Origin of the sequence: Acidovorax sp. (assembly GCF_022763525.1) — a bacterium.
Lineage (GTDB): Bacteria > Pseudomonadota > Gammaproteobacteria > Burkholderiales > Burkholderiaceae_C > Acidovorax.
Map to the genome: position 1 here is coordinate 1 of NZ_JALEGG010000112.1, position 25,172 is coordinate 25,172.

General features: G+C 67.4%; 23 protein-coding genes. 1 reads left to right on the forward strand and 22 read right to left on the reverse strand.

Annotated features, from left to right (window positions below; all coding sequences use genetic code 11):
- From MRY84_RS08985 to MRY84_RS09025, 9 genes are all read right to left on the reverse strand, one after another.
- On the reverse strand, positions 1–171 hold a 171-nt coding region (locus MRY84_RS08985), incomplete at its 3' end, for a DegT/DnrJ/EryC1/StrS family aminotransferase (RefSeq protein WP_291505415.1).
- 10 nt (positions 172–181) lie between these two features.
- Positions 182–1,543, reverse strand: coding sequence for a UDP-glucose/GDP-mannose dehydrogenase family protein (locus MRY84_RS08990; protein WP_291505389.1), 1,362 nt, complete (start codon positions 1,541–1,543; stop codon positions 182–184).
- Positions 1,540–2,271 (reverse strand): class I SAM-dependent methyltransferase, encoded by a 732-nt coding sequence (locus MRY84_RS08995; RefSeq protein ID WP_291505390.1) that lies wholly within the window; start codon positions 2,269–2,271, stop codon positions 1,540–1,542. Before MRY84_RS08995 ends, MRY84_RS08990 begins: the two co-directional genes overlap by 4 nt.
- Positions 2,268–3,299, reverse strand: coding sequence for a glycosyltransferase family 2 protein (locus MRY84_RS09000; protein WP_291505391.1), 1,032 nt, complete (start codon positions 3,297–3,299; stop codon positions 2,268–2,270). Before MRY84_RS09000 ends, MRY84_RS08995 begins: the two co-directional genes overlap by 4 nt.
- A 67-nt stretch (positions 3,300–3,366) precedes the next feature.
- Positions 3,367–4,446, reverse strand: a complete 1,080-nt coding sequence (locus MRY84_RS09005) for a glycosyltransferase (RefSeq protein WP_291505392.1) — start codon at positions 4,444–4,446, stop codon at positions 3,367–3,369.
- 2 nt (positions 4,447–4,448) lie between these two features.
- Complete coding sequence (locus MRY84_RS09010) at positions 4,449–5,075, reverse strand: acyltransferase (RefSeq protein ID WP_291505393.1); 627 nt, start codon at positions 5,073–5,075, stop codon at positions 4,449–4,451.
- Positions 5,059–6,291 carry an oligosaccharide flippase family protein gene (locus MRY84_RS09015; protein ID WP_291505394.1) on the reverse strand — a complete coding sequence of 411 codons (1,233 nt, stop codon included), beginning with the start codon at positions 6,289–6,291 and terminating at the stop codon, positions 5,059–5,061. The genes MRY84_RS09010 and MRY84_RS09015 overlap by 17 nt, the downstream gene beginning before the upstream one ends.
- Positions 6,292–6,327: 36 nt before the next feature.
- Positions 6,328–8,259: a nucleoside-diphosphate sugar epimerase/dehydratase gene (locus tag MRY84_RS09020; RefSeq protein WP_291505416.1), complete on the reverse strand. Its 1,932-nt coding sequence runs from the start codon at positions 8,257–8,259 to the stop codon at positions 6,328–6,330.
- Between the two features lie 32 nt (positions 8,260–8,291).
- On the reverse strand, positions 8,292–8,927 hold the full coding sequence (locus tag MRY84_RS09025; protein WP_291505395.1) for an LON peptidase substrate-binding domain-containing protein: 636 nt from the start codon (positions 8,925–8,927) through the stop codon (positions 8,292–8,294).
- Between the two features lie 79 nt (positions 8,928–9,006).
- Between MRY84_RS09025 and MRY84_RS09030 the strand changes: the two genes are divergently transcribed.
- Positions 9,007–9,555: a YggT family protein gene (locus tag MRY84_RS09030; RefSeq protein WP_291505396.1), complete on the forward strand. Its 549-nt coding sequence runs from the start codon at positions 9,007–9,009 to the stop codon at positions 9,553–9,555.
- Positions 9,556–9,871: 316 nt separating this feature from the next.
- On the opposite strand, the gene accD is transcribed toward MRY84_RS09030, so the two are convergent.
- The 13 genes from accD to MRY84_RS09095 form a co-directional block, all read right to left on the reverse strand.
- On the reverse strand, positions 9,872–10,744 hold the full coding sequence (gene accD / locus MRY84_RS09035; protein WP_094285898.1) for an acetyl-CoA carboxylase, carboxyltransferase subunit beta: 873 nt from the start codon (positions 10,742–10,744) through the stop codon (positions 9,872–9,874).
- A 161-nt stretch (positions 10,745–10,905) separates the two neighbouring features.
- Entirely contained in the window at positions 10,906–11,715 is an 810-nt protein-coding gene (gene trpA / locus MRY84_RS09040) for a tryptophan synthase subunit alpha (protein WP_291505397.1), read from the reverse strand.
- Positions 11,712–12,989, reverse strand: a complete 1,278-nt coding sequence (trpB, locus tag MRY84_RS09045; RefSeq protein ID WP_291505398.1) for a tryptophan synthase subunit beta — start codon at positions 12,987–12,989, stop codon at positions 11,712–11,714. The genes trpA and trpB overlap by 4 nt, the downstream gene beginning before the upstream one ends.
- The gene (locus tag MRY84_RS09050) at positions 12,967–13,740 is read right to left on the reverse strand and encodes a phosphoribosylanthranilate isomerase (RefSeq protein WP_291505399.1); all 774 of its coding nucleotides are present in this window, start codon (positions 13,738–13,740) and stop codon (positions 12,967–12,969) included. The genes trpB and MRY84_RS09050 overlap by 23 nt, the downstream gene beginning before the upstream one ends.
- Positions 13,737–14,558 (reverse strand): tRNA pseudouridine(38-40) synthase TruA, encoded by an 822-nt coding sequence (truA, locus tag MRY84_RS09055; protein ID WP_291505400.1) that lies wholly within the window; start codon positions 14,556–14,558, stop codon positions 13,737–13,739. The genes MRY84_RS09050 and truA overlap by 4 nt, the downstream gene beginning before the upstream one ends.
- A gap of 56 nt (positions 14,559–14,614) precedes the next feature.
- Complete coding sequence (locus tag MRY84_RS09060) at positions 14,615–17,290, reverse strand: FimV/HubP family polar landmark protein (RefSeq protein ID WP_291505401.1); 2,676 nt, start codon at positions 17,288–17,290, stop codon at positions 14,615–14,617.
- A gap of 288 nt (positions 17,291–17,578) precedes the next feature.
- Positions 17,579–18,709 (reverse strand): aspartate-semialdehyde dehydrogenase, encoded by a 1,131-nt coding sequence (gene asd / locus MRY84_RS09065; protein WP_291505402.1) that lies wholly within the window; start codon positions 18,707–18,709, stop codon positions 17,579–17,581.
- Positions 18,710–19,118: 409 nt separating this feature from the next.
- Positions 19,119–20,195 carry a 3-isopropylmalate dehydrogenase gene (gene leuB, locus MRY84_RS09070; RefSeq protein ID WP_291505403.1) on the reverse strand — a complete coding sequence of 359 codons (1,077 nt, stop codon included), beginning with the start codon at positions 20,193–20,195 and terminating at the stop codon, positions 19,119–19,121.
- 85 nt (positions 20,196–20,280) lie between these two features.
- Entirely contained in the window at positions 20,281–20,931 is a 651-nt protein-coding gene (leuD, locus tag MRY84_RS09075) for a 3-isopropylmalate dehydratase small subunit (RefSeq protein WP_291505404.1), read from the reverse strand.
- A 10-nt stretch (positions 20,932–20,941) separates the two neighbouring features.
- Positions 20,942–21,073 carry an entericidin A/B family lipoprotein gene (locus MRY84_RS09080; protein ID WP_291505405.1) on the reverse strand — a complete coding sequence of 44 codons (132 nt, stop codon included), beginning with the start codon at positions 21,071–21,073 and terminating at the stop codon, positions 20,942–20,944.
- A 22-nt stretch (positions 21,074–21,095) separates the two neighbouring features.
- Positions 21,096–22,517 carry a 3-isopropylmalate dehydratase large subunit gene (leuC, locus tag MRY84_RS09085; protein ID WP_291505406.1) on the reverse strand — a complete coding sequence of 474 codons (1,422 nt, stop codon included), beginning with the start codon at positions 22,515–22,517 and terminating at the stop codon, positions 21,096–21,098.
- Positions 22,518–22,549: 32 nt separating this feature from the next.
- Entirely contained in the window at positions 22,550–23,536 is a 987-nt protein-coding gene (locus MRY84_RS09090; protein WP_291505407.1) for a LysR family transcriptional regulator, read from the reverse strand.
- Positions 23,537–23,793: 257 nt separating this feature from the next.
- Complete coding sequence (locus tag MRY84_RS09095) at positions 23,794–25,158, reverse strand: MBL fold metallo-hydrolase (RefSeq protein ID WP_291505408.1); 1,365 nt, start codon at positions 25,156–25,158, stop codon at positions 23,794–23,796.
- Between the last annotated feature and the right edge of the window lie 14 nt (positions 25,159–25,172).

The window sequence follows — 25,172 nt, forward strand, 5'->3', positions numbered from 1 at the left end:
GACGGCCACCGCCTGCAGCCCGCCGCCCAGGTAGTCGACAAAGTTCTGCTCGAACTGGCGCGTGGCGGGGCCGGTGGTGACCCAGCCGGAGCGCAGGGCCTCGGTCACGGCAGTGATTTCGGCGTCCGTGATGTCGGGGCGGGCGAAGGGCAAAAACGGCGTGGTGGACATGGTCGTCGGTTCAGGAATCGTGGGAGAGGTCAGGCGCACGGGCAACGGTGACGGCTCGGCCAATGGGGTAGTGCTCCAGCCCGGCGGCGCGCAGGGTTTCGGGCTCGAACAGGTTGCGCCCGTCAAACACCACCGGCTGCTTCAGCGTGGCGGCCAGGTGGGCAAAGTCGGGGCTGCGGAATTCTTTCCATTCGGTGACGATGACCAGCGCGTCGGCGCCCACCAGCGCGGCGTCGGCGTGGGGTGCGAAGTGCAGGTGCGCACGCGTGCCCAGGGCGGCCTGCGCCTGCGCCATGGCCTCGGGGTCGTAGGCCACCACTTCGGCGCCGCGCGCCAGCAGCTGCTCGATCACCGTGAGGCTGGGAGCCTCGCGCATGTCGTCGGTGCCGGGCTTGAAGGCCAGGCCCCACAGCGCAAAGCGGCGCCCCTGCAGGCGCGGTCCGAAGCGGGCCACGATCTTGTCGATGAGCACCAACTTTTGCCGCTGGTTCACCGCCTGCACGGCCTGCAGGATCTTGAGGGGCTGGCCAGCCCCTTCGGCCGTCTGGATGAGCGCGCGCACGTCCTTGGGAAAGCACGAGCCGCCATAGCCCGTACCGGCGTACAGGAAGTGCGTGCCGATGCGCGGATCGGAGCCGATGCCGGTGCGCACGTGCTCGATGTCGGCTCCCAGCTTCTCGGCCAGCAGGGCAAGCTCGTTCATGAAGCTGATGCGCGTGGCGAGCATGGCGTTGGCCGCGTACTTGGTGAACTCGGCGCTGCGCACATCCATTTCGATGAGCCGTTCGCGGTTGCGCATGAAAGGCGCGTACACGGTGCGCATGAGGGCGGTGGCGCGTTCATTGTCGCTGCCCACGATCACGCGGTCGGGCCGCATGAAGTCCTGCACGGCCGAGCCTTCCTTGAGGAACTCGGGGTTCGACACCACGGCAAAGTCGGGGGGCAGCCCGCGCGCGGCCAGCACGCCCTCCACCTCGCGTGCGACGGCATCCGCCGTACCCACGGGCACGGTGCTTTTGTTGACGATGAGCTTGTAGCCGTGCATGCGCTCGGCCACCGCCCGCGCGGCGGCCAGCACGTGCTGCAGGTCGGCAGAGCCGTCTTCGCTGGGAGGAGTGCCCACGGCGATGAACTGCAGCAGGCCGTGCGCCACGGCGGTGTCGATGTCGGTGGTGAAGCGCAGGCGCCCGGCCTGAGCGTTGCGAGCCACCACATCGCCCAGGCCGGGCTCGTGGATGGGGATCTCGCCCCGGTTCAGCGCCGCGATGCGGCCGGCGTCGAGGTCGAGGCACACGACCTGGTTGCCCATTTCGGCCAGGCAAGCTCCGGTGACCAGGCCGACGTAGCCGGTGCCAATGACGGTGATTTTCATGAGGGTTGGGCCGGTTTCACCGCCCAGGTCAGGCGGTGTGTGCGTAAGAACGGCAGCAGGCTTGCGCAGGGCGCGACCAAGCTGCGCGGCAGGCGGCGCGCCACGGGGGGCGCCAGCGTGATGCGCCGCGAATGCAGCCGGGCGTGCGGGAACAGCCGCCGCACCTCGGCCAGGGGCATGCCCTGCACATCGGGGTTGCGGGGGTTGTTGACAACAAAGTCGTACACCAGCACTCCGCCGCCCGGCGCTACCCACTGCCACATCTGCTGGGCGAGCGCGGTGCGAAAGCGGGCGTCCAGCAGCGAGCTGAACAGGGTGAAGGCCAGCACGGCGTGCTGGCTGCCGTGTTCGATGGCGGCGCTGGCGGCATCACCCACATGCACCGACAGCGCAGCGGGCAGCGTGGCGCGGGCGTGGGCCGCACGCTCGGGCAGCAGTTCCAGGCCCTGAAGGCGCTGCGGTTCGGCGCCCAGGCGCACCAGGTCGTGCAGGTTGCCCCCGCTGCCGCAGCCCACCTCGGTGAAGTGCAGGCCCGCCAGGTTGTGCCAGCCGTGCGCGCGCCACAGTTGCACCCAGGTGCGCAGCCGCTCTTGCTGGGCCTGCAGGGCCGATGCGCTGGCGTACAGGCTGTAGTGCTGCGCGTCCTGCGCAGCGTCGCGCCGGGCATAGCGCGCGGCCACGGCCTGGGCTTCGGGAGCGGGTGCGGGGGTGGGCGTGGACGAGGTCATCGCGTGATCCGGGCGAATTGAGCCGATGGGGCTTGGTGGCGCGCCACATCCCAGAGCCCCCGCCAAGTGCCCAGGCCATAGGCCACGTGGTAGGCGGCAATCACCATTGGCAAGCGGGGCAGGGCACGCCACTGGCCTGCGGCTTGCGCGGCCAGCACCGAGGCCGCGCCCACGTAGGCGGTATACGCCGCCAGAACGGCCGCCAGCGGCCAGACCGTCCACGGGCTGATCACCAGCAGCCCCAGCAGGGCGGCCACAAACGCGGCGGGCACCAGTTGCCGCACCGACCCGGGCTGGCCGTGCTTGCGCATCACGAACGGGCGCCAGTAGCCGTACTGCCTCTGCTGGGCAAACAGATGGCGCAGCGAATCGCGCGGCCGGTAGCTGGAGTGGATGCGCCCGCTCTGCCAGATGCGTGCACCGCCCAGGCGCAGCCGCAGGTTGTGCTCGTCGTCCTGGTTGCGCACCAGGGTTTCGTCAAAGCCGCCAAAGCGCTCCAGCGTGGCGCGGGGCCAGCAGCCCAGGTACACGGTGTCCACGGGGCCTTCGTAGGCTTGGTCGCGCGAGCGGGCGCCGCCTACCACCCAGCGGCTCTGGAAGGCTGCAGCAATCGCGCAGCCCATGGGGCCATGGCCCTCTGCGACCCACGGGCCGCCCACGTTGTCGGCACCCGTGCGCGCGAGGGCGGCCAGGCATTCGGCCAGGTAGTCGGGCGCGAAGCGGGTGTGCACGTCCAGCCGCGCGATCACGCTGCCGCGGGCTTCTCGCAAGCAGGCGTTCAGCCCGGTGGAGACGATGCGGCCGGGGTTGTCCACCCAGCGCAGGCGGGGGTCGGCGGCGCAGCGCTGCGCGAGCCGCTCCCGGGTGCCATCGTCGCTGCGGCCGTCGGCCACCAGCACCTCCATGCGCCAGCCTGCGGGCAGCTGCTGCTGCAGCGCGCTGTCGCAAAACGCGTCGATGTGCGCTGCCTCGTTGCGGCAGGGCACGATGACGCTCAGGCACTGGGGTTCGGGTGGGTGCAGGAACATGGGTTGGTTGCTATATTTTATGTAGCTGCTTGCGCTTGTTGGATCAGCGCGAGAGGCCGATTTTCCTTCAATTACGCCGTGCCCTGGTCCCGGGTCCCTGCAGCAGTTGGCGGTACAGCGCATCCATGCGGTCCATCTGCAGCTGGCGGTCGCCTTCGCGCTGGATCAGGGCGGCGTTGCGCTGCCCGGTCGTCTGGGCTGTGGCACTCTCCTGCGCCAGCGCGTTCAGCGTGTCAGCCAGGGCTGTGCTGTCGCGGTCGGGCACCAGCCAGCGGGAATCGAGCCACTGGGCGTTGGCCTGCAGCTGCGTGGCCACCACGGCCAGGCCGCAGGCCATGCTTTCCAGCACCGAGACGGAGGTCGCGTCCTGCGTGGGCACCGACACCGACACCTTGCAGCGCGCCAGCACGCGGGCCATGCCGGCGTCGTCGAGACGGCCGTGGAAAGTCACCATCTGGGATAAGCCCAGCCGCGCCACCTGCTCGCGCAGGGCGGTCTCCTGGCTGCCGCCGCCCAGCAGGTGCAGGTGTACCGGCAGGGTGGGTTGCCGAGCCCGCAACTGCGCCGCCGCTTCGATGATGGTGGGGATGTTGTAGTTGGGCTCCCAGGATCGCAGGCTCACGATTTCGAAGCCGGGCTTGGCATCCCAAGGTACGGGCGCAAAGCGGGCCAGGTCTACCCCCCAATGGATGCAGTGCACGAGCGCCGTGGGGTGGTAGCCGTGCGCAGCATCCACCAGGCTTTGCGAATCGCCGGTCAGGAGGTCGGCGCGGCGCAGGGTCCAGCCCGTGAGCCAGCGCATCCAAGGGTTGCTGTGGGGCGTCACCAGCAGGTCGCTGCCCCAGGCCGTCATCACCAGCGGGTGCCGCCCCGCGCGCGCCCCCAGGTAGCCGTAGGACGTGGTGTAGTGCGCGTGCACGATGTCGGGTGCCAGGTTCTCAATGGCGCGGCGTGCCTCGCCTGCCCGCAGCAGCCATTGGGCCGAGCGGCGCACGGGGCGCAGCAAGTGCTGCTCCACGCCATCGATGGGCGCGGGCCGTGCCGTGACGAGCGATACCCGGTACTGGCGCGCTCGCATTTCGCGCGCCCAGCGCTGGATGTGGGGGCTGGTGGCATCGCCCAGGAGGCACAGGTGGATGGGGCGCATGGTCAAACGGTGGGCGCAGCGGCGTCGGGATGCCGAGCGCGGGGCGGTTCGCCGGCCCAGGCACGATAGTGCTCGGCCATGTCGGGGTACTGGGCCAGCAGCACGGCGTCCCGGGTGCGCACATCGCCCACCACGCGGGCCGGCTGGCCGGCCACGATGGCGAAGTCCGGTACCTCGCCGCGCACCTGCGCGTAGGCGCACACCACGGCGCCCTTGCCAATGCGGCTGCCCGGCTCGACGAGGCTGTGCGGGCCGATGAAGGCGTAGGCACCGATGTGCACGCTGCCCAGCCGGTACCCCGGCCGCTCCTGGGCCGGGGCTGCATGGGTGGCGTACGAGCGCCCCATCAGGCGCACGGCCCGGTGCGAGCTGTGCGTGACGATGCTCACGAAATTCGTGATCTGGGCGCCTTCGTCGATCTTGAGGCCGCCCGCTGCGTCGAGAAAATTGAACTGCCCGATGAACACGTGATCGGCCAGGGTCAGCCCCTCCTCGCCGTCAATGCATGTGCTGGGCGCAATGCGGGTGTGGGCCAGCAGGGTGCCATCCGCCGCGCGCTCGCCAAACACCATGCGGTGGAACAGGGCGCGCCACCAGCGGCGGCGCCAGCGGTTAAGCCAGGCTCTCATGCGGAATGTTCCTCCAGGTGGCAATGGCCCAGAAGTAGTAGGCAAAGTACAGCAGCATAGACGCAGACAGGCCCCATGCGGCCCCCGTCAGGCCCCCCAGCGCCAGCCCGCCCAGCAGCCCCGCAAAGTAGGCCACCTGTCCGGCCAGCGCCAGGCGCAACGCCCAGCCTTGCGCGCGCCAGGCCAGCGTGGTCACGGCCAGCGGCGATGCGATGAAGTGCAGCGCGATGTAGGGCGCCAGTGCGCGGGCCAGTTCGCCTGCGCCCGCCCATGCGGGGCCAAAGAAAAAGGTGAACAGTGCCGGTCCCCCCACCAGCAGGACGACCATGAGCGCCAGCGCCAGCGCCGCCAGCGCCACCATGCTGCGGCGCACGGCGCGCCGGGCCGAGGCCGCATCCGGCGCCTGCACCAGGCGGGGGTACAGCGCCTGCGACAGCGCGCCGCCGAGCAGGGTGGCGGGTGCCTTCAGGTAGCGCAGCGAAAGCGCCCACAGGCCCGCTGCGGCATCGCCCGTAAAGGCCGTGAGCGCGACGAGCGTCAGCGTGTCCTGCAGCGCGCCCATGAACGCGTGGGGCGTGTTGAGCAGCGGAAAGTCGCGGTGCTTGACGGCCTGGGCTTTGAGTGCGCTCATAGGCACCCGTGCCAGGGCGCCCCATCCACCAGGCGGCGCGGGCCGCGCGAGCAGCCAGGCCGCCACCAGCGTTGCGGCCACGGCACCCAGGCACAGGCCCAGCAGCCCGCCCACCCACCAGCCCAGCCCCAGCTGCAGCGCCGCGCCGCCTCCGTATTGCGCCAGCCGCGCCAGCGACAGCGACCGCCAGCGTTCGCCCCGTGTGGCCCAGAGCGTGAGCGCCTGCACCGCTGCGAGCGCCACCACGGCCGGGGCGAGCCAGGCGTAGCGGGTGGAGTGGCCCGACGCCACCAGGGCCGCCGAAGCGGCCAGGCTCGCCAGTGCGACACCCCCCAGAACGGCCGCGCACAGCGCGAGCAGATGCACCGCCTGGGTGTCGTCGCGCTCCAGCGGAAGCGCATGGTCATACCGTGCACATGCCACCACAGCCACGTTGGTGGCCGCGGCCCACAGCAGTGCGAATTGCCCGAATGTCTCGGGGCTGTAGAGCCGCGTGAGCGCCGGCCCCAGCAACAATGGCAGTGCATGTGCCGCCACACTGCCCGTGAACAGCAGGGCGGTGGCCTGGAGAAGACCGGATGTCATGGCCTGCTCGTCAGATGCGGTGCGCGCGGGGCCGCATCATTGGCCGCCCGCCGCTTCGGGCTGGTAGCCGGGCACCAGGGCCTTGAGCAGCGCGCGCATGCGCTGCAGTTCGCCACTCTGCACGGCCGCTTCCAGCTCGCCTAGTCGGGCTTGCAGCACGTGCCACTCAAAGCGCTCCTCCTGCGCCCGCAGGATGCGCGGGTGCCCGGTGGGCAGCGGGTTGTCGCCGATCAGCAGTTCCTCATACAGCTTTTCGCCCGGCCGCAGGCCGGTGAAAGTGATGTCGATATCACCGCTCGGGTGCTGGTTGCTGCGCACAGTCAGGCCCGCGAGCGCCACCATGCGCCGCGCCAGCTCCAGGATGCGGATGGGCTCGCCCATGTCCAGCACGAACACGTCGCCGCCCTCGGCCATGGCGCCCGCCTGCAGCACGAGTTGCGCGGCTTCGGGGATGGTCATGAAGTAGCGGGTCACTTCAGGGTGCGTCACGGTGACTGGCCCGCCGTGCGCAATCTGCTGGCGAAACAGCGGTATCACGCTGCCGCTGGAGCCCAGAACATTGCCAAACCGGACCATCGAAAACCGGGTGGGGCTGCGCCAGGTGCCCGGCGCGCGTGAGGCGGCGGGGGCGGCGGCTTGCCCCTCGGCAAACGGCGGCTCGGTGGCGTGCGCCATGGCTTGCAACACCAGTTCTGCCACGCGCTTGCTGGCCCCCATGATGTTGGTGGGGCGCACCGCCTTGTCGGTAGAGACCAGCACAAAATGCCCCACGCCGTGCTCCAGGGCTGCGCGCACCATGTTGAGCGTGCCGAACACGTTGTTCTGGACGCCCTCGCCCGCGTTCGCTTCCACCATCGGCACGTGCTTGTAGGCCGCTGCGTGGTAGATGTGCGCCGGGCGGTGAAGCCGGCAAAGCTCGCTCATGCGCTGCAGGTTGTTCACGTTGGCCAGCAGCGGGGTCAGCTTGCACGCCACCACACCCTGCTGCGCCAGCGCCTGCAGCTCCTGGTGAATGCTGTACAGCGCGAATTCGCTGTGTTCCACCAGCAGCAGCTCCGCCACGCCCAGCTGGGCCAGCTGGCGGCACAGTTCGCTGCCGATGCTTCCGCCCGCGCCAGTCACCATCACGGTCTGGCCTGCGATGTGCCGCTGCATCAGGGGCAGGTCGGGCGCGACGGGGGGGCGCCCGAGCAGGTCTTCGATGTCGAGGTCCTGGAAGTCGGTGATCGTCACCTTGCCGCTGGCCAGGTCGGTCAGGCCGGGCAGCGTGCGGATGCGCACGGGCAGTTCACGAAGGTTTTCGATGATCTGCTGGCGACGTTGGCGCGGCGCGCTGGGCAGGGCCAGCAACACGTCGGTGATGCCCAGCCGCTGCACGGTGGCCGGCAGGGCCTGGGGTGCATAGACACGGACACCATTGATGCTGCGCCCGACCTTGCTGGGGTCGTCGTCGGCAAAGGCCTGCAGCCGGTAGTTGCGCGCGCTCACCAGGCCTGCGGCCGTCTGGGCGCCGGCGGCCCCGGCGCCATAGATCAGCAGGCGATGGGGCGCGGCCGTGCTGCGCCCCGCCAGCCAAAGCCAGCCCAGCGAACGGCTGGCACCCACCAGCAGCAGGAAGATGAGGGGCTGGAGAAAGCCCACGCTGCGCGGGATGCCTTCCCACTTGCCAATGAGCAGAATGGCCAGCAGCAGTGCCCCATAGATGCCGACGGCCTTGCCCGTGGTGAGCAGCGCCTGCATGCCGGTATAGCGGAAGATGGCGCGGTACAGGCCCAGGTTCATCAACACCGGAAAGGCCAGCACCGGGGCCAGGATGTAGGCAATCCACTGGTTGCCCTCGGGCCAGTGCAGCGTATCCAGCCGCAGCGTGAAGGCCACCCACATCGAGAACACGCCCATGCCCGCGTCCAGGGCGGCAACAAACAGGCGCTTGGTGGTCCGGTGCCAGGAAAGAATGTGTTCCAGCACTGCTGACTGGCCGAGGGTGGAGCGTCGCTCGATCACTCTGCGATTCCCGTCCGCTCCAGCACGTCCCCCACCAGTTCCAGGCGCACCAGGGGGTTGTCCAGCTCCATCAGGCGCTGCTTGAGCTCCAATGGCACCGGCAGCAGTTCGCACCAGCGGTTGGCGACCCAGCCGCAGTCGTTCAGCTGCGCGGCCGAAGGGACGATGGCGGTGGCCGTTTCGGGGTCGCGCTGCTGCAGTGTGCTGAGCACGCGGTCGAGCGCAGCTGCGGCCTTCTTGAGGTCGTCCGGCACCGGCACGGCCAGGTCTTCGTCGATCTGCTCGATGTCGGCGATCCACAGGCCATGGGGCAGGTGGCTGCGCCGTGTGATGTGAAAGCGCTGGGCGCCTCGGCACACCAGGGTGATCAGCCCGGGCTGGGGCGTCTCCAATTGCTCGATCACGGCAAGGGTGCCCACCTCATTGAACTGCTCCGCGGGCGCACCCGGCTGACGCACTTCGCGGCCCTGCGTCAGGGCTACCACACCAAACGGCGCGCCCGCCTGATGGCATTTGCGCACCATGTCCAGGTAGCGCACCTCAAAAACGCGCAGGGCCAGATGGCCGCCGGGGAACAGCACGGAGCTCAGGGGGAAAAGGGGCAGCGATGACAGGGTGAGGGGGGAGGTCATGAACGGTGAAGCGCCTTGGCCCGCTATCATCCCATGGCACAGCCTGCTTTCGCAGCGGCCCCTTGGCTTTGTCTCATCCATGCTCTACCAGATCGCTTCCTTCCTGCTCGACGTTGTTGGTGGCCTGCTCACGGGAGCCTGCCTGTTGCGCCTGTACATGCAGTGGCAACGGGTGCCGTTTGGCAACCCTGTCGGCGGACTGGTTTTTGCGCTGACAGACTGGCTCATCCTGCCGTTGCGCCGCGTGATTCCACCGGTGGGGCGGTGGGACATTTCCAGCCTGGTTGCCGCCGTACTGATCCAGCTGGCGCAGTACTTGTTGCTGACGCTGATGCTGGGCGCCGCCTCGGCCTGGGCCTGGTTGCCCTGGCTGGCGCTGTTCGGCCTGGCCCGCGTGGCGGTGTCGGGGCTGATCGGCTTGTTGATCGTCCATGCCGTGATGTCGTGGGTGCAGGCACGTTCGCCGCTGGCGGACGTGATCGCCCGGCTGTGCGAGCCCATCCTCCGCCCCTTTCGCCGCATCATCCCTTTGGTGGGGGGCATCGACCTGTCACCGCTGGCGGTGCTGGTGCTGCTGCAGGTGGTGATGATCGTGCTGGGCCATCTGCAGGCCAGCGTGATGCGATAGCCCCCTGAGTCGCCTCGGTGCCTCCGCCAGAGGCGGCAGCTCTTCGGGCACGTCCAAGCCTGCGCAGGCAGGCTTGGCGCCGCGGCCCTCAGCCCCCCAAGGGGGACGGGGCCCTCGCGGCGGGGCGGCCCTTGCTTGCTCTCACTGGCTCGGGCCGCGCCCAGTTTCAGCGGCCGCGTGCTGTGCGGCGGGCGAGCATAGTAAGCCTTGAAGGAAATATGCCTCTCGCGCTTATCTGGAAAGCGCTGAGAGCTATCAAAAAAGTAGCAAATCTCTTGGGGTGGGCCTTGGCAGGGCCCTTCCCCCACGGGATGGCTTACATCACCGCATCAGCCGGCAGGCGCTGAAGCATGGCCAGGCTGCTGGCCACGGTGTTGCGCAACTCACGGCGGTCGCAGATGAAGTCCACGGCGCCCTTGGTTTGCAGGAATTCGGCACGCTGGAAGCCTTCGGGCAGGGTCACACGCACGGTGGATTCGATCACGCGGGGGCCGGCAAAGCCGATCAGGGCCTTGGGTTCGGCAATCACGATGTCGCCCACAAAGGCAAAGCCGGCGCTCACCCCGCCCATGGTCGGGTCGGTCAGCACGCTGATGTAGGGCAGGCCCTTCTTGGCCAAGCGGGTGAGGGCGGCGTTGGTCTTGGCCATCTGCATGAGTGACAGCAGGCCTTCCTGCATGCGCGCACCGCCTGTGGCGGTGAAGCAGATGAAGGGTACCTTCTGCTCGATGGCGGTTTCCACGCCGCGCACGAAGCGCTCGCCCACCACGGAACCCATGGACCCGCCCATGAAATCGAACTCGAAGCAGGCCGCAACCACGTTGATGCTCTTGACCGCGCCGCCCATGACGATGAGCGCGTCGGTCTCACCGGTGTTCTCCAGGGCTTCCTTCAGGCGCTCGGGGTACTTGCGGCTGTCCTTGAACTTGAGGGCATCCACTGGCAGCACTTCCTGGCCGATCTCGTAGCGGCCTTCGGCGTCCAAAAAGGCATCGAGGCGCGCACGGGCGCCAATGCGGTGGTGGTGGCTGCAGTGGGGGCAGACGTTCTGGTTGTGTTCCAGGTCGGCCTTGTAGAGCACCGTTTCGCAGCTCGGGCACTTGATCCACAGGCCTTCGGGCACCTGGCGGCGCTCGGTAGGGTCGGTTTGCTGGATCTTGGAGGGCAGAAGTTTTTCGAGCCAGGACATGGTTTTCCTCTGTTTGAATGGGCCATTGGCGGCACGGCCTCGAATTGGCGCAGCCCAAGGGCCAGGGCTCCCGCGCAAGGGCCGCCCCGCCGTCCCCCTTCCCGCGCGGAGCGCGAGAGAAGGGAGAAGCGGCAAAGCCGCTCAGGGGGACGCGTTTTATTTTACGCGTCCAGCGCCTTGCGGATGCCGCGCAGGAAGTCGATGGTCAGGGGCACCACCTTGGCGTGCTCCTGGTCTTCGATCAGCTGGATGATGCGGCTGCCGATGACCACGGCATCCGCCACCTTGCCGATGGCCTGCGCCGTCGCCGCGTCGCGGATGCCGAAGCCCACGCCCACCGGAATCTGGACGTGCTCGCGGATGCGGGGCAGCATCTGCTCCACGGCCGAGGTGTCAAGCGCGCCCGAGCCGGTCACGCCCTTGAGCGACACGTAGTAGACATAGCCGCTGGCCACGCGCGCCACCTGGGTCATGCGTTCATCCGTGCTGGTGGGGGCCAGCAGGAAGATCAGGTCCATGCCGTGCGCGCGCAGGCTGGCGGCGAAGGCTTCGCATTCCTCGGGCGGGTAGTCCACGATGAGCACGCCATCCACGCCGGCGGCAGCGCAGTCCTTCACAAAGGCGCCCTCGCCGTGGATCTGGTCGTAGCGCTCCACGGGGTTGGCATAGCCCATCAGCACCACCGGCGTGGTGCTGTTGCGCTTGCGGAACTCGCGCACGTGGTCGAGCACCTGCACCATGCCCACGCCCAGGCTCAGGGCCTTTTCGCCCGCCTTCTGGATGACGGGCCCGTCGGCCATGGGGTCGGAGAAGGGCACGCCCAGTTCGATCACGTCGGCTCCCGCGTCGACCATGCCGTGCATGAGCGCTGGCGTGATGTCGGCAAACGGGAAGCCGGCCGTGACATAAGGAATCAGTGCCTTGCGGCCCTGGGCTTTCAGCTGTTCAAAAGTGGTCGCTATGCGGCTCATGGCTTGGCGTCTCCTGGGGCGCCCTTGACAGTCAGACCGCGCATGGATGGGCGGTCGTAGAAATCCTCGCCCGACAGGTCGGCCACGGTGCCGATGTCCTTGTCGCCTCGGCCCGAGAGGTTGACCAGGATGGATTGGTCCGGACGCATGGTCTTGCCCAGCTTCATGGCGTAGGCAAAGGCGTGGCTGGATTCCAGCGCGGGGATGATGCCTTCGGTGCGGCACAGGAAGTGAAAGGCGGCCAGCGCCTCCTGATCGGTGATACCGACGTACTCGGCGCGGCCGATCTCCTGCAACCACGCGTGCTCGGGGCCCACGCCGGGGTAGTCCAGGCCCGCGCTGATGCTGTGCGTTTCGGTAATTTGCCCGTTGGCGTCCTGCAGGATGAAGGTGCGGTTGCCGTGCAGCACGCCGCTGCTGCCGCGCTGCAGGCTGGCGGAATGCTTGCCGCTGTCAAGCCCTTCGCCTGCGGCCTCCACGCCGATCAGGCGCGTTTTCTCGAATGGGATGTAGGGGTGGAAGATGCCCATGGCGTTGCTGCCGCCGCCCACGCATGCGATCACGGCGTCGGGCTGCTGGGCCGCAATCTTCTGGTCCGCCAGCATGCTGGGCATCTGCTCGATGGCTTCCTTGCCAATCACGCTCTGGAAGTCGCGCACCATCATCGGGTAGGGATGTGGGCCGGCCACGGTGCCGATGATGTAGAAGGTGTTGTCCACATTGGCCACCCAGTCGCGCATGGCCTCGTTGAGCGCGTCTTTCAGCGTCTTGCTGCCCGACTCGACCGGCACTACGGTGGCGCCCAGCAGCTTCATGCGGAACACGTTGGGGCTCTGGCGCTTGACGTCTTCGCTGCCCATGTAGACCACGCACTCCAGGCCGTAGCGCGCGCAGATGGTGGCCGTGGCCACGCCATGCTGGCCGGCGCCGGTCTCTGCGATCACGCGGGGCTTGCCCATGCGCTTGGCGAGCATGGCCTGGCCGATCACGTTGTTGATCTTGTGAGCGCCGGTGTGGTTGAGGTCTTCGCGCTTGAGGTAGATCTGTGCGCCGCCCAGCTCGCGGCTGGTGCGGGCCGCGTGGTACACGGGCGAAGGGCGGCCCACGAAATGCTTGAGCTCGTACTCGAATTCCGCGAGGAACTCGGGGTCGTTCTGGTAGCGGGCGTAGGCCTCGCGCAGCTGGGCAATCGCGTGGGTGAGGGTCTCACTCACGAAGCTGCCGCCATAGGGGCCGAAATGGCCCGAAGCATCAGGTTGCTGATAGGAATTCATGCGGGTTCTTTGCAAGTTGTGCATCGGCCGCGCGCACGGCGGCAACGAAGCGTTGGATCTTGTCGGCGTCCTTGATGCCCTTGATGGGCTTGCCATCAGGGCCATCGGCTTCGACGCCGGAGCTCACATCAACCGCCAGCGTGGTGCAACGCGGGCGGACTTGCAAAATGCCATCGGTCACGTTTGCAGGCGTGAGTCCACCAGACAAAACGAGGTGAGAGCTGACGCTTGGTGGAAGGAGTGACCAATTGAATGCCTTGCCGCCGCCGCCATAACCCTCGACATGGGCGTCGAGCAGGATGGCCTGGGCGTGGGAGTAATCGTGGGCGTATTTTACGAGGTCGAAGCGCGCCGCGCCGTCGCCCAGGGGAATTCGTGCTGCGCGCAGGAACAGCCGTGCGCCCTGGCTGGTGGCCGCGAGGCAATCTTGCGGAGATTCATCGCCATGGAATTGAGCGATGGCGCCCGGTACACGGGCGCAAGCTGCTATCACTTTGGACGCTTCTTCGTTGACGAAGAGCAGCACGGGCGTGACAAAGGGTGGCAGGCGCCGCGCCAGCTCGGCCGCGCGCTCCGGCGTTACGGCGCGGGGGCTGGGCGCGTAAAGCACAAACCCGACGGCATCGGCGCCTGCTGCCACGGCGGCGTCTACGTCCTGCTCGCGTGTCAGGCCGCAGATCTTGACGCGGGTGCGCGGAGCGGGGGGGGCTGAACTGCGTGAAGCCGGAAGCTTGGGGGCGGGTGTCGTCATGGCAGCCAATCATACGCAGCCGTGCGCTGGGGCAAGCCCCAGGCGGCGTCGTAGACGGGGCCCTGGAAGTACAGCCCGTCCGGAGAGAACGTCGGGGCCGCAGCATCACGCGATTTGGCCGCGAGGACCTGTTGCACCCATTCCGGTGGCTGGCTGCCCTGGCCGACCGCGATCAGGCATCCCATGATGTTGCGAATCATGTGGTGCAGGAATGCGTTCGCCTGGAACTCAAAGCGCCAATAGCAGGGGCTCCAGCCCAGCTCTGGATGGGGCTCGCCCACGCCTCGACGCGTGATGTCGATGCGCTGCAATTGCTTGACCGGGGACTTCGCCTGGCAGGCAGAAGCGCGAAACGATGTGAAATCGTGCTCGCCCAGCAGATAGTCTGCGGCCCGGCGCATGGCCGCCTCGTCCAGCGGATGGAAAACCCAGCCCACGCGGCCGGCGTCCACGCTGGGGCGCACGGGGGATTGCAGCAGCACATACGCATAGCGGCGAGCCACAGCGCTGGCGCGGGCGTGAAACGCGTCGGGCACGGGCTGAGCCCATTGCACAGCGATGTCGGTGGGGAGGAAGGTGTTGGTGCCCCGCACCCAGGATGCCGCGGGGCGCTGAAGCGGGGTGTCGAAGTGCACGACCTGCATCAGGCCATGCACACCGGCGTCGGTACGGCCCGCGCACAGCGTGCTCACAGGGTGCGTAGCAAAGCGGCCCAGGGCCGCTTCAAGCTTGTCTTGCACTGTGTTGCCAGACAGCTGGCTTTGCCAGCCGCTGTATGCCTGGCCGTTGTAGCTGACCCCCAGCGCCACCCGGGTCATGGGAGGGGCCGGGGTGAAGGCGTGGGATGCGCTGGAAGGACGATGATCCGGCTGCATCAGCCCAGTTCAGCCAGCATGCGCTGGGCCCGGGTCTTGAGCGCCCCGCTGGATTCCGCCACCACTTCTTCGATCAAGGTGCGGGCGCCATCCGTGTCGCCGATGGCGTTGAACTCTTCCGCCAGTGCCAGCTTGGTTGCCAGCGGGTCGTCCTGCGCTGGCTCTGCCGCATCATCGGGCAGTTCGGGGGGCAGCACGGGTGCTGCCACGGCGGGTGCTGCCATGGGCTTGGAGGGGGCCGTGAGGTCCAGCGACAAGTCGCCCAGATCAAAGTCCATGGGGCCGGTATCCGCCGGCGCGCCCGCCAGCGGCATGGGGCCGGAAGGTGCCATCGTCAGATCATCGGCGCTTGGGAAGCTCAGGTCGGTCGCAGCCGGTGCGGGGGGCGCCAGCGGTGCAGCGGCAGGTGCCGCGCCGGCCCAGGCTGCCGGGGGTGTTGCAGAGGGCAGGTCGGGCAGGTCCAGCCCTGGGCGCAGCGTTGGTGGCTCGTCCTCGGCAGAAGCGCGGCGCGCGTCGCCAGCGCCCGCAGCCGCGGCGGCGGCAGCTGCCGCTGCAAACCCGCCAGCGGGTGCGGGAGCCACCGCCGGCGCGTCAGACAACGCGTCATCAGGCAAGTCCAGGTCCAGGTCCAGATCCAGGTCAGGGGGCAACGCTGCGGTGGCTGCCGCCGCCGTGCCAGCGCCTGCAAAGGTGCTGGGGAACCCGCCGGGAGGCAGTGAGGGAGATTCGTCCTCGCCCATGCCGGGTCGGCCACCGGGCTGGTACAGGCGGTTGTCGGGGTCCAGATCCCGGCCCAGCTCCGCAATGCGGTTCCAGTCCGGGCCTTCGCCCTGCGTCAGCTTGAACACATCGCCCGCCACGGCTTCGAGGGCCTTGCGGTCCTGGCGCTTGGCATAAATTTCGCCCAGCTTCACGTGCACGGAAACCCGGGCGGGGTTGTGGCGGACGGCTTCCTTGAGGATTTCCTCCGCCTGCAGATCGCGGCCATAGGCCAGATACACATCCGCTTCCGCCACAGGGTCCACGTCGCCGCCCGCGTCCAGCTGGCTGGGCGAGTAGGCCATGGAGGAGCCCGTGGTCATTTCACTGTTGGCCGTGTCCACGCGCTGCCCGCCACTGGCGCCGAAGAACGAGTCGGGCTGAATGCGGCTTTCCAGGAACGAGCTGTCGACACCGCCATTTTGCCGACGGCGCTGCACCACACGGTAGGCCCCATAACCCAGCAAGAGGGCCAGCAGGCCGCCACCGGCCAGCGGAAGAATCGGGTCATCCATCAGGCCCGAGAGGAACCCTGGCTCTTCCACGGGTGCAGGCGCGGGCATTGGCTTGGGCGCCGGACGCGCTGGTGCTGAGGCCACCGGCGCAGGCGCAGGTGCAGCGGCTGAAGCCGGCTCGGAGGCTGCTTCGGCGGGCGCGGCTGCAGCGGGTGCGCTGGCCGTATCACTGGTGGGAGCGGGCGCCGGTGTTTCGGGGGCCGCCGGGGCTGTGGGCGTCGCCGGCACGGCCGGGGCCTGTACCGCAACGCCTGCAGGGGCGCTGGCAGCGGCAGCCGGGGCTGCAGGCGCCGGGCTGCCGGGCGGGGCTGAAGCCGCACCGATCTTGTTCAGGTCGGTAATGTTCTTCGACAACTCCGCCATGCGGGTAGCGGCCTCGCTGGCTTGCTTGTCCTTGGCGAGCTGGTCTTCGGCCGCCTTCTGGCCCTTGACCGAGCCCTTGGACAGGGTGAGTTTGTCAGGGGCGGCAGTGGCGGGCTTCTTCTCGTCCACCCGGGCCTGCACCGTGCCGGATGCAGAACGCTCAGCCGCGGCAACCGCCGCGCTGGGGGCTGCGCCCGCCAACTTGCGACGGAATTCGTTGAAGTCACGCGCCTGGGCGGCCAGGATCTGGCGGGCCTCGGGGGCCGGTGTGGCCTGCGCCGCAGCCTCATCGGGCATCTGCAGCACGGCACCAGCGCGGAGGCGGTTGACGTTGCCCTGGATGAACGCGTCGGGGTTGGCGCGCATCATGGCGACCAGCATCTGGTCGAGCGATACGTTGGCAGGGCGATGCGCATTGGCGATCCGGCCGGCCGTGTCGCCCGCCTGGACCTTGACTCCGTCGGCAGGGGCAGGGCGGGTGGTGGGGGCGGCCGATGGGCGCGGCGCAGGGGCTGTGGCTGGTGCCGCGGCCTGGCTGTCGCTGGAGCGAGGTGCGCGCACGGCGGGGGCTGGCGGCGCAGCGGGGGCGGAGATTTGCGGCGACGCCGTCACCGCGGGCGCCGTGCGGCGCATGGCTGGCGGGTCGAACAGCATCGTGTAGCTGCGCACGATGCGGCCTGAGCCCCAGTTGGCGTCCAGGACGAGATCAAGGAAGGGATCATTCACCGGGCGATCGCTGGACAGGCGCAGTACGGCCGTGCCATCCGGACGCCGCTGCAGCTGGATCCGCAGGTTGTTGATCGCCGGGGTGTATTCCATGCCCTGGGCGCGGAAGACTTCCGGCGTGGCGGTGGTGGCCTTGAGGGTTTCTGCTTCTGCCGGGGTGATTTGGGGCAGGTCGATTTCGGCGCGCAAGGGTTCGCCCAAGGCAGACTGCACGGTAATGCGGCCCAGTGCCAGAGCCGAAGCGTCGGTTGCGTAAAAGCCGACCGATGCCACGGCCGCAGCCGCCAACGCAGAGAATTTCCAACGATGCATGTTTGCCAACAGCTGATTAGGTTTGTGTGCGGCTCGGTCGAGCGGTACTTTTTTTCTCATGGTCTGGTCCCGCCCCGGCGCGTGAAAATATGTAAAAAGCACCATAGCATCAATGTTTTGCACTGACAAGCTGAGGTGCTGTAGAAGCTTTCAGCGTGGCATTCATGCCCCAAAGTGGTGCATCAACATGTTGCCAAATGCCAACGTGACGTAACTGACTGTGTCAAGGTGTCGGGCGCAAAAAAGCGCGCACAGCCGGGCTGTGCGCGCTTTTTAGAAGATGCCCGATCAAGCGTCTAACAAGATGCGCAGCATGCGGCGCAGCGGCTCGGCCGCGCCCCACAGCAGCTGGTCGCCAATGGTGAACGCGCCCACGTATTCCGGCCCCATGGCCAGCTTGCGGATGCGGCCCACGGGGATGGTCATTGTGCCGGTCACGGCGACAGGCGTCAGGTCGCGGATGGTAGCTTCACGCGTGTTGGGCACTACCTTCACCCACTCGTTGTCGGCGGCGATCATGGCTTCGATGTCGGCTACCGGCACATCCTTCTTGAGCTTGAAGGTCAGCGCCTGGCTATGGCAGCGCATCGCGCCCACACGCACGCAGAACCCGTCCACAGGCACGGCGGCAGAGTCGAAGCCTTCCCCCTGGCCGAGGATCTTGTTGGTCTCGGCCATGCCCTTCCATTCTTCCTTGGACATGCCGTTGCCCAAGTCCTTGTCGATCCAGGGGATCAGCGAGCCGCCCAGGGGCACGCCGAAGTTCGCGGTCTCGGCATCAGTGAGGGCGCGTTGCTTGGCGATCACCTTGCGGTCGATCTCCAGGATGGCGCTCTTGGGGTCGTCGAGCAGCGACCGCACTTCGGCGTTCAGCGTGCCGTACTGCGTGAGCAGCTCGCGCATGTGCTGGGCACCGCCACCGCTGGCGGCCTGGTAGGTCTGGGTGCTCATCCATTCCACAAGGCCGGCCTTGTACAGCGCGCCCACCCCCATCAGCATGCAGCTCACGGTGCAGTTGCCGCCGATCCAGTCCTTGCCGCCGTTGGCCAGGGCATTCTTGATGACTGGCATGTTCACGGGGTCGAGGACGATGACCGCGTTCTTCTCCATGCGCAGGGACGAGGCCGCGTCGATCCAGTGGCCGTTCCAGCCGGCAGCGCGCAGCTTGGGATAGATCTCGTTGGTGTAGTCGCCACCCTGGGCGGTGATGATGATCTCGCAGCGCTTGAGAGCATCAATGTTGAACGCGTCCTGCAGCGTGGTCTCGTTCTTCGCCTGGGCGGGCGCCTTGCCGCCTGCGTTCGACGTGGAGAAGAACATGGGCTCGATCAGATCGAAGTCCTTCTCTTGTTCCATGCGGTCCATCAGAACCGAGCCGACCATGCCGCGCCAGCCGACCAACCCTACCAACTTGCTCATTTAACGCCCCTTTTCAGTGTAAGAAACAGTGCCCGACCGGGACTGACTTCTGCCCCGGCTCGTCTGGGCCAGGGAGGGCGCACGACGATACCGGAGCTGGGTCAGCCCTTAATGGTCGTGGTTTTGGTGGTGATTGCGCGCACGGCCACGCCTGCCAGGGCGGCAGTAGCGGTGTTCAGGGCGAACGGGCGGGCGGCAAACATAGGGCGGGATTGTAGCGGATAAGCTTGGCGGCGCAGCTGCCTCGCGGTGTGCGGGCTGCTTTTCGCGGGTTTTGCTCGCCGTTCCTGGCTTTTCCGATGTTTTCTGGAGACAGTGGGTGATAGGCTGGTCGACCGGCGGGCCCGCGCGCCATCAAAAAAGCGCCGCAACGGCGGCGCTTTCTTGGGTTGCCCAGGGCGGGCCTGCCTCATTGCGCGGATAGCGCCTTCACCACCGCATCCCCCATTTGCGCCGTGCCGACCTTCGTCGTGCCCTCGCTGTAGATGTCGGGCGTGCGCAGGCCTTGGGCCAGCACGTTCTTGACCGCGTTCTCGATGCGCTGGGCGGCTTCTTCCTGGTTCAGGCTGAAGCGCAGCATCATCGCGGCGCTCAGGATGGTGGCCAGCGGGTTGGCCACGCCCTTGCCGGCGATGTCGGGGGCACTGCCGTGGCTGGGCTCGTACAGGCCCTGGTTGCTGCTGTTGAGGCTGGCCGAGGGCAGCATGCCGATGGAGCCGGTGAGCATCGAGGCTTCGTCGGACAAGATGTCGCCGAACATGTTGCCCGTCACGATCACGTCGAAGGCCTTGGGTTTCTTCACCAACTGCATGGCGGCGTTGTCCACGTACATGTGCTCCAGTTCCACGTCCTGGTAGTCCTTGTGCACCTCCGTGACCACGTCCTTCCAGAACTGGAAGGTCTCCAGCACGTTGGCCTTGTCCACGCTCGTGACCTTCTTGCCCCGCTTGCGGGCGGCTTCAAAGGCCACACGGGCGATGCGCTCGATTTCGGGGCGCGAGTAGCGCATGGTGTCGAAGGCTTCGTCGGCGCCGGGGAAGTGTCCATCCACGGCTGTGCGGCGGCCACGGGGCTGGCCGAAGTAGATGTCGCCCGTCAACTCGCGGATGATGAGGATGTCCAGGCCCGCGATCAGCTCGGGCTTGAGGCTCGATGCGCCCACCAGCTGCTCGTAGCAGATGGCGGGGCGGAAGTTGGCGAACAGGCCCAGGTTCTTGCGCAGGCCCAGGATGGCCTGCTCGGGGCGCAGAGGCCGGTCGAGCTTGTCGTATTTCCAGTCGCCTACGGCGCCGAACAGCACGGCGTCGGCTTCCTTGGCGAGCTTGAGGGTGGATTCGGGCAGCGGGTGGCCATGGGCTTCGTAGGCGGCGCCGCCGACCAGGGCGGACTCCATCTCGAATTTCAGGTCCAGCACTTCCAGGACCTTGACGGCCTCGGCGACGATTTCGGTGCCAATGCCGTCACCCGGCAACACTGCGATTTTCATGGGTTGGTTTGCTTTGCTTCAAAAGTGATAGCTGCCAGCGCTTGTATAGCAAGCGCTGGAGGCCAATTTGGCTTGAAATAACCGTTCAGGCTGCCATGGTGTGTGCCAGCCAAGGCTTGGTCGCCAGGCGCTCGGCCTCGAAGGCCTTGATTTTGTCCGACTGGCGCAGGGTCAGGCCAATGTCGTCAAAACCGTTGAGCAGGCAGTACTTGCGGAAGGGCACGATATCGAACGGAATCTCCTCGCCCTGGGGCCGCACGATCACCTGGCGCTCCAGGTCGATGGTGAGCTGGTAGCCGGGGAAGGCCGCCACTTCGTCGAACAGCTGGGCCACCGTCGCCTCGGGCAGCACGATGGGCAGGAGGCCGTTCTTGAAGCAGTTGTTGAAGAAGATGTCGGCAAAGCTCGGCGCGATGATGGCACGAAAGCCGTACTGGTCCAGCGCCCAGGGCGCGTGCTCGCGGCTGGAGCCGCAGCCGAAGTTCTTGCGGGCCAGCAGGATGCTGGCGCCTTGGTAGCGCGGCTGGTTCAGCACGAAGTCGGGGTTGGGCTTGCGCTGGCTTTCGGGGATGCCGGGCTCGCCCTTGTCCAGGTAGCGCCACTCGTCGAACAGGTTGGGGCCAAAGCCCGTCTTCTTGATCGACTTGAGGAACTGCTTGGGGATGATGGCGTCGGTATCGACGTTCTCGCGGTCCATCGGGGCCACGAGGCCTTTGTGCACGGTGAATTTCTGCATGGTCTGCCTGTTACTTGTTGGCTGCGCGCTCAATGGCGCCGCCCGCGCGCTGCACGTCCTGGCCCATGCCCTTGACGGTGTTGCAGCCGGCCAGCACGAAAGCCAGCGCGAGGGTGATGAAGGCGACAGTCTTGTTGTTCATGGTGGGCTCCTTGGGTTGGCTTTCAGGCAAATTGGCGGATGTCCACGAAGTGGCCGTGCACGGCAGCGGCGGCCGCCATCGCGGGGCTGACGAGATGGGTGCGGCCGCCGGCACCCTGGCGGCCTTCGAAGTTGCGGTTGCTGGTGGATGCGCAGCGCTCGCCGGGCTCCAGGCGGTCGGCATTCATGGCCAGGCACATGCTGCAGCCGGGTTCGCGCCACTCAAAGCCGGCGGCCTTGAAGATCTGGTCCAGGCCTTCGCGCTCGGCCTGTTCCTTCACCAGGCCGGAGCCGGGCACTACCATGGCCAGCTTCACATTGCTGGCCACCTTGCGGCCCAGGTTCTTCACCACGGCGGCGGCTTCGCGCATGTCTTCGATGCGGCTATTGGTGCAGCTGCCGATGAACACCTTGTCGATGGTGATGTCGTTGATCGGCTTGCCGGGCTGCAGGCCCATGTAGGTGAGCGCACGCTCGATGGCGCCGCGCTTGTTGGCGTCCTTTTCCTTGTCGGGGTCGGGCACGCGGGCGTCCACGCCCAGCACCATCTCGGGGCTGGTGCCCCAGGTGACCTGCGGCACGATCTCGGCCGCGTCGAGCTTGACAACGGCGTCAAATTTTGCGTCGGGGTCGGAGTGCAGCGTCTTCCAGTAGGCTACGGCCTGGTCCCACTCGACGCCCGTGGGCGACAGGGGGCGGCCCTTCACGTATTCAATGGTCTTGTCGTCCACGGCCACCAGGCCCGCGCGGGCGCCGGCCTCAATGGCCATGTTGCACACCGTCATGCGGCCTTCCATGCTCATGGCACGGAACACGGAACCGGCAAACTCGATGGTGTAGCCCGTGCCGCCGGCCGTGCCGATCTTGCCGATGATGGCCAGCACCACGTCCTTGGGCGTGATGCCCTTGGCCAGCGTGCCGTCCACCTGCACCAGCATGTTCTTGGCCTTCTTGGCCAGCAGGGTCTGCGTGGCCATGACGTGCTCGACCTCGCTGGTGCCGATGCCGTGGGCCAGCGCGCCGAACGCGCCGTGCGTGGAGGTGTGTGAGTCGCCGCAGACCACGGTCATGCCGGGCAGCGTGGCGCCGTTTTCGGGCCCGATCACGTGCACGATGCCCTGGCGCTTGTGCATGAAGGGGAAGAACGCGGCCGGCGAGATCGTGGCCATGTTGTCGTTCAGCGTGGTGATCTGCTCCTTGCTGATCGGGTCGGTGATGCCGTCGTAGCCGTTTTCCCAGCCGGTGGTAGGTGTGTTGTGGTCGGCCGTGCCCACGATGGAGCTCATGCGCCACACCTTGCGGCCGGCTTCGCGCAGGCCCTCGAACGCTTGCGGGCTGGTCACTTCATGCACCAGGTGGCGGTCGATGTAGAGGATGGACGTGCCGTCTTCCTCGGTGTGGACGACGTGTTCGTCCCAGATCTTGTCGTAGAGGGTGCGTCCCATGGCGTGGTCTTCTTTCAGGTGGGTCAATGATTTTAGTGTTGGGGTTCGGTTTCGGCACCTTGGCCTGCGTCTCGGGTGGAGACTGGGGTTGGCGCAACACGCGGCGCCGTCAGGTGTTCCACGAGCAGCCGGGCTGTGACGGGCAGGGCGTCGAAGTCGCGGGCAACCACGCGCAGTTCGCGATGGGCCCAGGCATCGGTCAGCGGCACAGAGGCGAGGCGGCCCACGCCGCGCATCAGCGCAAACGCGCGGTCGGGCAGCAGGCCCACGCCCAGGCCGTTGTCGATCATGCGGCACATGGCATCCAGCCCCGTGACCTGGATGCGCTGGCGCAACGGGCGCCCCGCGGCGGCTGCCGCCGCGCGCATGGCCAGGCTGATGCTGCTGTTGGCGTGCAGGCCCACGATGTCCCAGTCCAGGACTGCTTCAAAATCAATAGCATCCAGCGCTTGCAGTTCATGCCCGTCAGGCACAACCAGTACCAGCCGGTCGGACCGATAGGGGCGGCTGGGCAGATCCTGCGCGCCGCCGTTGCCCATGCCAACGTTGCAGATGCCCAGGTCGGCTGCGCCCTCTTGCACGGCGTGCAGCACGGCGCTGGAGAGGTGCTCCTGCAGGTCGATCTTGATCTGGCTGTGCTGGCGGGCAAAGGCGCCCAGGTCTTCGGGCAGGAACTGGAAGATGGCCGAGATGTTGGCATGCATGCGCACGTGCCCGCGCACCCCTTCGGCGTACTCGCTCAGCTCGCCCTGCATGCGCTCCAGCCCGAACAGCACGGTGCGCGCATGGTGCAGCAGGCTCTCTCCGGCCGGGGTCAGGGTCACGCCGCGGCTGTGGCGGTAGAGCAGGGCGGTGTCCACGGCCGCTTCCAGGTCGGACAGCCGTTTGCTGACGGCTGATGCGGCGATGAATTCGCGCTCCGCCGCCCGGCCGATGCTGCCCAGCTCGCACACCGCCACAAACAATTGCAGCGAGGTGAGGTCTATGCGGCGCGCAAAGCTGCGCTCGGAGCTTTTCATTGGCCAATCAGAAAGTGAAGTCTTCTGTTTCTGCGAAGTCTCGCTATTTTCCGCGCATTATGTTGCGACTGTCATCGTGAAATGCGATGTCGAGCATCTTGAGAGGGCTTTTTAAAAGAGGAGCTGCCCGCGCTTGGCTGGCCAGGGATTCCATAAGGCCACGCAACCCGGCGTGTGGCGAGCGACAGCCGCTCTTCTTTCTGCAAGGCGCAGTGAACTCCCCCCGCTGCGCCGTCCGGCGGTGCAAGCAGCAACTGCTACAGCGTGACCGCGCTTCCATGCTCGGGCACCTGCGCTGTCCAGCGCAGCTCGTGGGCAATGCGCTGGCGCAGCTGGTCCGCCGCGCCCATTTCGCCATGCACGACAAACACCCGGTCGGGCGCGTGCTCCATGCTGCGCAGCCAGGCGATGAGCTGGTTGCCATCCGCGTGGGCCGAGGCGGAGTTGAGCTTCACCACCTCGGCCCGCACCGCCACGTCCTGCCCGTGGATGCGGATGGACTTTTCCCCCTCCGCCAGCCGGGCGCCCCGGGTGCCCGGCGCCTGGTGCCCGGTCAGGATGATCATGTTGCGGTGATCGCCCGCGTGCAGCGCCAGGTGGTGCAGCACCCGCCCGCCGGTGGCCATGCCGCTGGCCGCCAGGATGACCATGGGGCCGTGCAGGCGCGCCAGGCCCTTGGACTGCTCGGGTGTCTGGACCATGGTGGCACCGTGCTCCAGCGCGTTCACCTGCCGCGCATCCAGGCGATGTTCGCCGAGGTGATGGCGGTACAGCCCTGTGGTGCTGACGGCCATGGGGCTGTCCAGAAACACTTTCAACGTAGCCGGGATCACGCCCTGTGCCTTGAGCAGTCCGATGGCGTGCAGCACCACCTGCGCGCGCCCCACGGCAAACACCGGCACCACCGCCACGCCGCCGCGCGAGGCCAGGCGCTGAAGCGGAGGGCCGAGTTCGCTCATCAAGTCTTCCTGCGGATGTGCCCTGTCGCCGTAGGTGGATTCGATGAGCACGGTGTCAGCCTGCGGAGGGGCCTCGGGTGGGTTCATCAGCATGTCGTCGGGCCGGCCCAGATCGCCGGAGAACAAAATCCGCCGGCCCCCGACTTCCAGCAGCACACTGGCTGCACCCAGGATGTGGCCCGCACTAGAGAACGTGGCGTGCCAGCCAGGCAGGGGCTCGAACCGATGGTGCAGAGGATGCACCTTGAACTGCTTGAGGCTGTGCAGCGCATCCAGCCGCGTGTACAGCGGAAGGGCGGGCGAGTGGCTGCTGAGCTGGTGGCGGTTCAGGAACGCTGCATCTTCCTCCTGCAGGTGCCCGCTGTCGGGTAGCAGGATGGCACACAGGTCGCGCGTGCCGGGCGTGGCGTGGATGTCGCGGCGGTACCCATCCCGGGTGAGCAGCGGAAGGTAGCCGCTGTGGTCCAGGTGGGCATGGGTGAGCAACACGGAGTCGATCTGCCCGGGTGCCAGCGGCAAAGGCTGCCAGTTGCGCAGACGCAGCTGCTTGTAGCCCTGGAACAGCCCACAGTCGATCAGCATGCTTTTGCCGTTGTGGCGGACCAGGTATTTGGAGCCGGTGACCGTGCCGGCGCCGCCCAGGAAAGTGATGTTCACGTCCATGCGAATCTCCTGCT

What these genes read in the sequence shown, in the direction of transcription:
- MRY84_RS08990 (WP_291505389.1), bottom strand. Translation starts at nt 1,543, where the DNA reads ATGAAAATCACCGTCATTGGCACCGGCTACGTCGGCCTGGTCACCGGA.
- MRY84_RS08995 (WP_291505390.1), bottom strand. Translation starts at nt 2,271, where the DNA reads ATGACCTCGTCCACGCCCACCCCCGCACCCGCTCCCGAAGCCCAGGCC.
- MRY84_RS09000 (WP_291505391.1), bottom strand. Translation starts at nt 3,299, where the DNA reads ATGTTCCTGCACCCACCCGAACCCCAGTGCCTGAGCGTCATCGTGCCC.
- MRY84_RS09005 (WP_291505392.1), bottom strand. Translation starts at nt 4,446, where the DNA reads ATGCGCCCCATCCACCTGTGCCTCCTGGGCGATGCCACCAGCCCCCAC.
- MRY84_RS09010 (WP_291505393.1), bottom strand. Translation starts at nt 5,075, where the DNA reads ATGAGAGCCTGGCTTAACCGCTGGCGCCGCCGCTGGTGGCGCGCCCTG.
- MRY84_RS09015 (WP_291505394.1), bottom strand. Translation starts at nt 6,291, where the DNA reads ATGACATCCGGTCTTCTCCAGGCCACCGCCCTGCTGTTCACGGGCAGT.
- MRY84_RS09025 (WP_291505395.1), bottom strand. Translation starts at nt 8,927, where the DNA reads ATGACCTCCCCCCTCACCCTGTCATCGCTGCCCCTTTTCCCCCTGAGC.
- MRY84_RS09030 (WP_291505396.1), top strand. Translation starts at nt 9,007, where the DNA reads ATGCTCTACCAGATCGCTTCCTTCCTGCTCGACGTTGTTGGTGGCCTG.
- accD (WP_094285898.1), bottom strand. Translation starts at nt 10,744, where the DNA reads ATGTCCTGGCTCGAAAAACTTCTGCCCTCCAAGATCCAGCAAACCGAC.
- trpA (WP_291505397.1), bottom strand. Translation starts at nt 11,715, where the DNA reads ATGAGCCGCATAGCGACCACTTTTGAACAGCTGAAAGCCCAGGGCCGC.
- trpB (WP_291505398.1), bottom strand. Translation starts at nt 12,989, where the DNA reads ATGAATTCCTATCAGCAACCTGATGCTTCGGGCCATTTCGGCCCCTAT.
- MRY84_RS09050 (WP_291505399.1), bottom strand. Translation starts at nt 13,740, where the DNA reads ATGACGACACCCGCCCCCAAGCTTCCGGCTTCACGCAGTTCAGCCCCC.
- truA (WP_291505400.1), bottom strand. Translation starts at nt 14,558, where the DNA reads ATGACCCGGGTGGCGCTGGGGGTCAGCTACAACGGCCAGGCATACAGC.
- MRY84_RS09060 (WP_291505401.1), bottom strand. Translation starts at nt 17,290, where the DNA reads ATGCATCGTTGGAAATTCTCTGCGTTGGCGGCTGCGGCCGTGGCATCG.
- asd (WP_291505402.1), bottom strand. Translation starts at nt 18,709, where the DNA reads ATGAGCAAGTTGGTAGGGTTGGTCGGCTGGCGCGGCATGGTCGGCTCG.
- leuB (WP_291505403.1), bottom strand. Translation starts at nt 20,195, where the DNA reads ATGAAAATCGCAGTGTTGCCGGGTGACGGCATTGGCACCGAAATCGTC.
- leuD (WP_291505404.1), bottom strand. Translation starts at nt 20,931, where the DNA reads ATGCAGAAATTCACCGTGCACAAAGGCCTCGTGGCCCCGATGGACCGC.
- MRY84_RS09080 (WP_291505405.1), bottom strand. Translation starts at nt 21,073, where the DNA reads ATGAACAACAAGACTGTCGCCTTCATCACCCTCGCGCTGGCTTTCGTG.
- leuC (WP_291505406.1), bottom strand. Translation starts at nt 22,517, where the DNA reads ATGGGACGCACCCTCTACGACAAGATCTGGGACGAACACGTCGTCCAC.
- MRY84_RS09090 (WP_291505407.1), bottom strand. Translation starts at nt 23,536, where the DNA reads ATGAAAAGCTCCGAGCGCAGCTTTGCGCGCCGCATAGACCTCACCTCG.
- MRY84_RS09095 (WP_291505408.1), bottom strand. Translation starts at nt 25,158, where the DNA reads ATGGACGTGAACATCACTTTCCTGGGCGGCGCCGGCACGGTCACCGGC.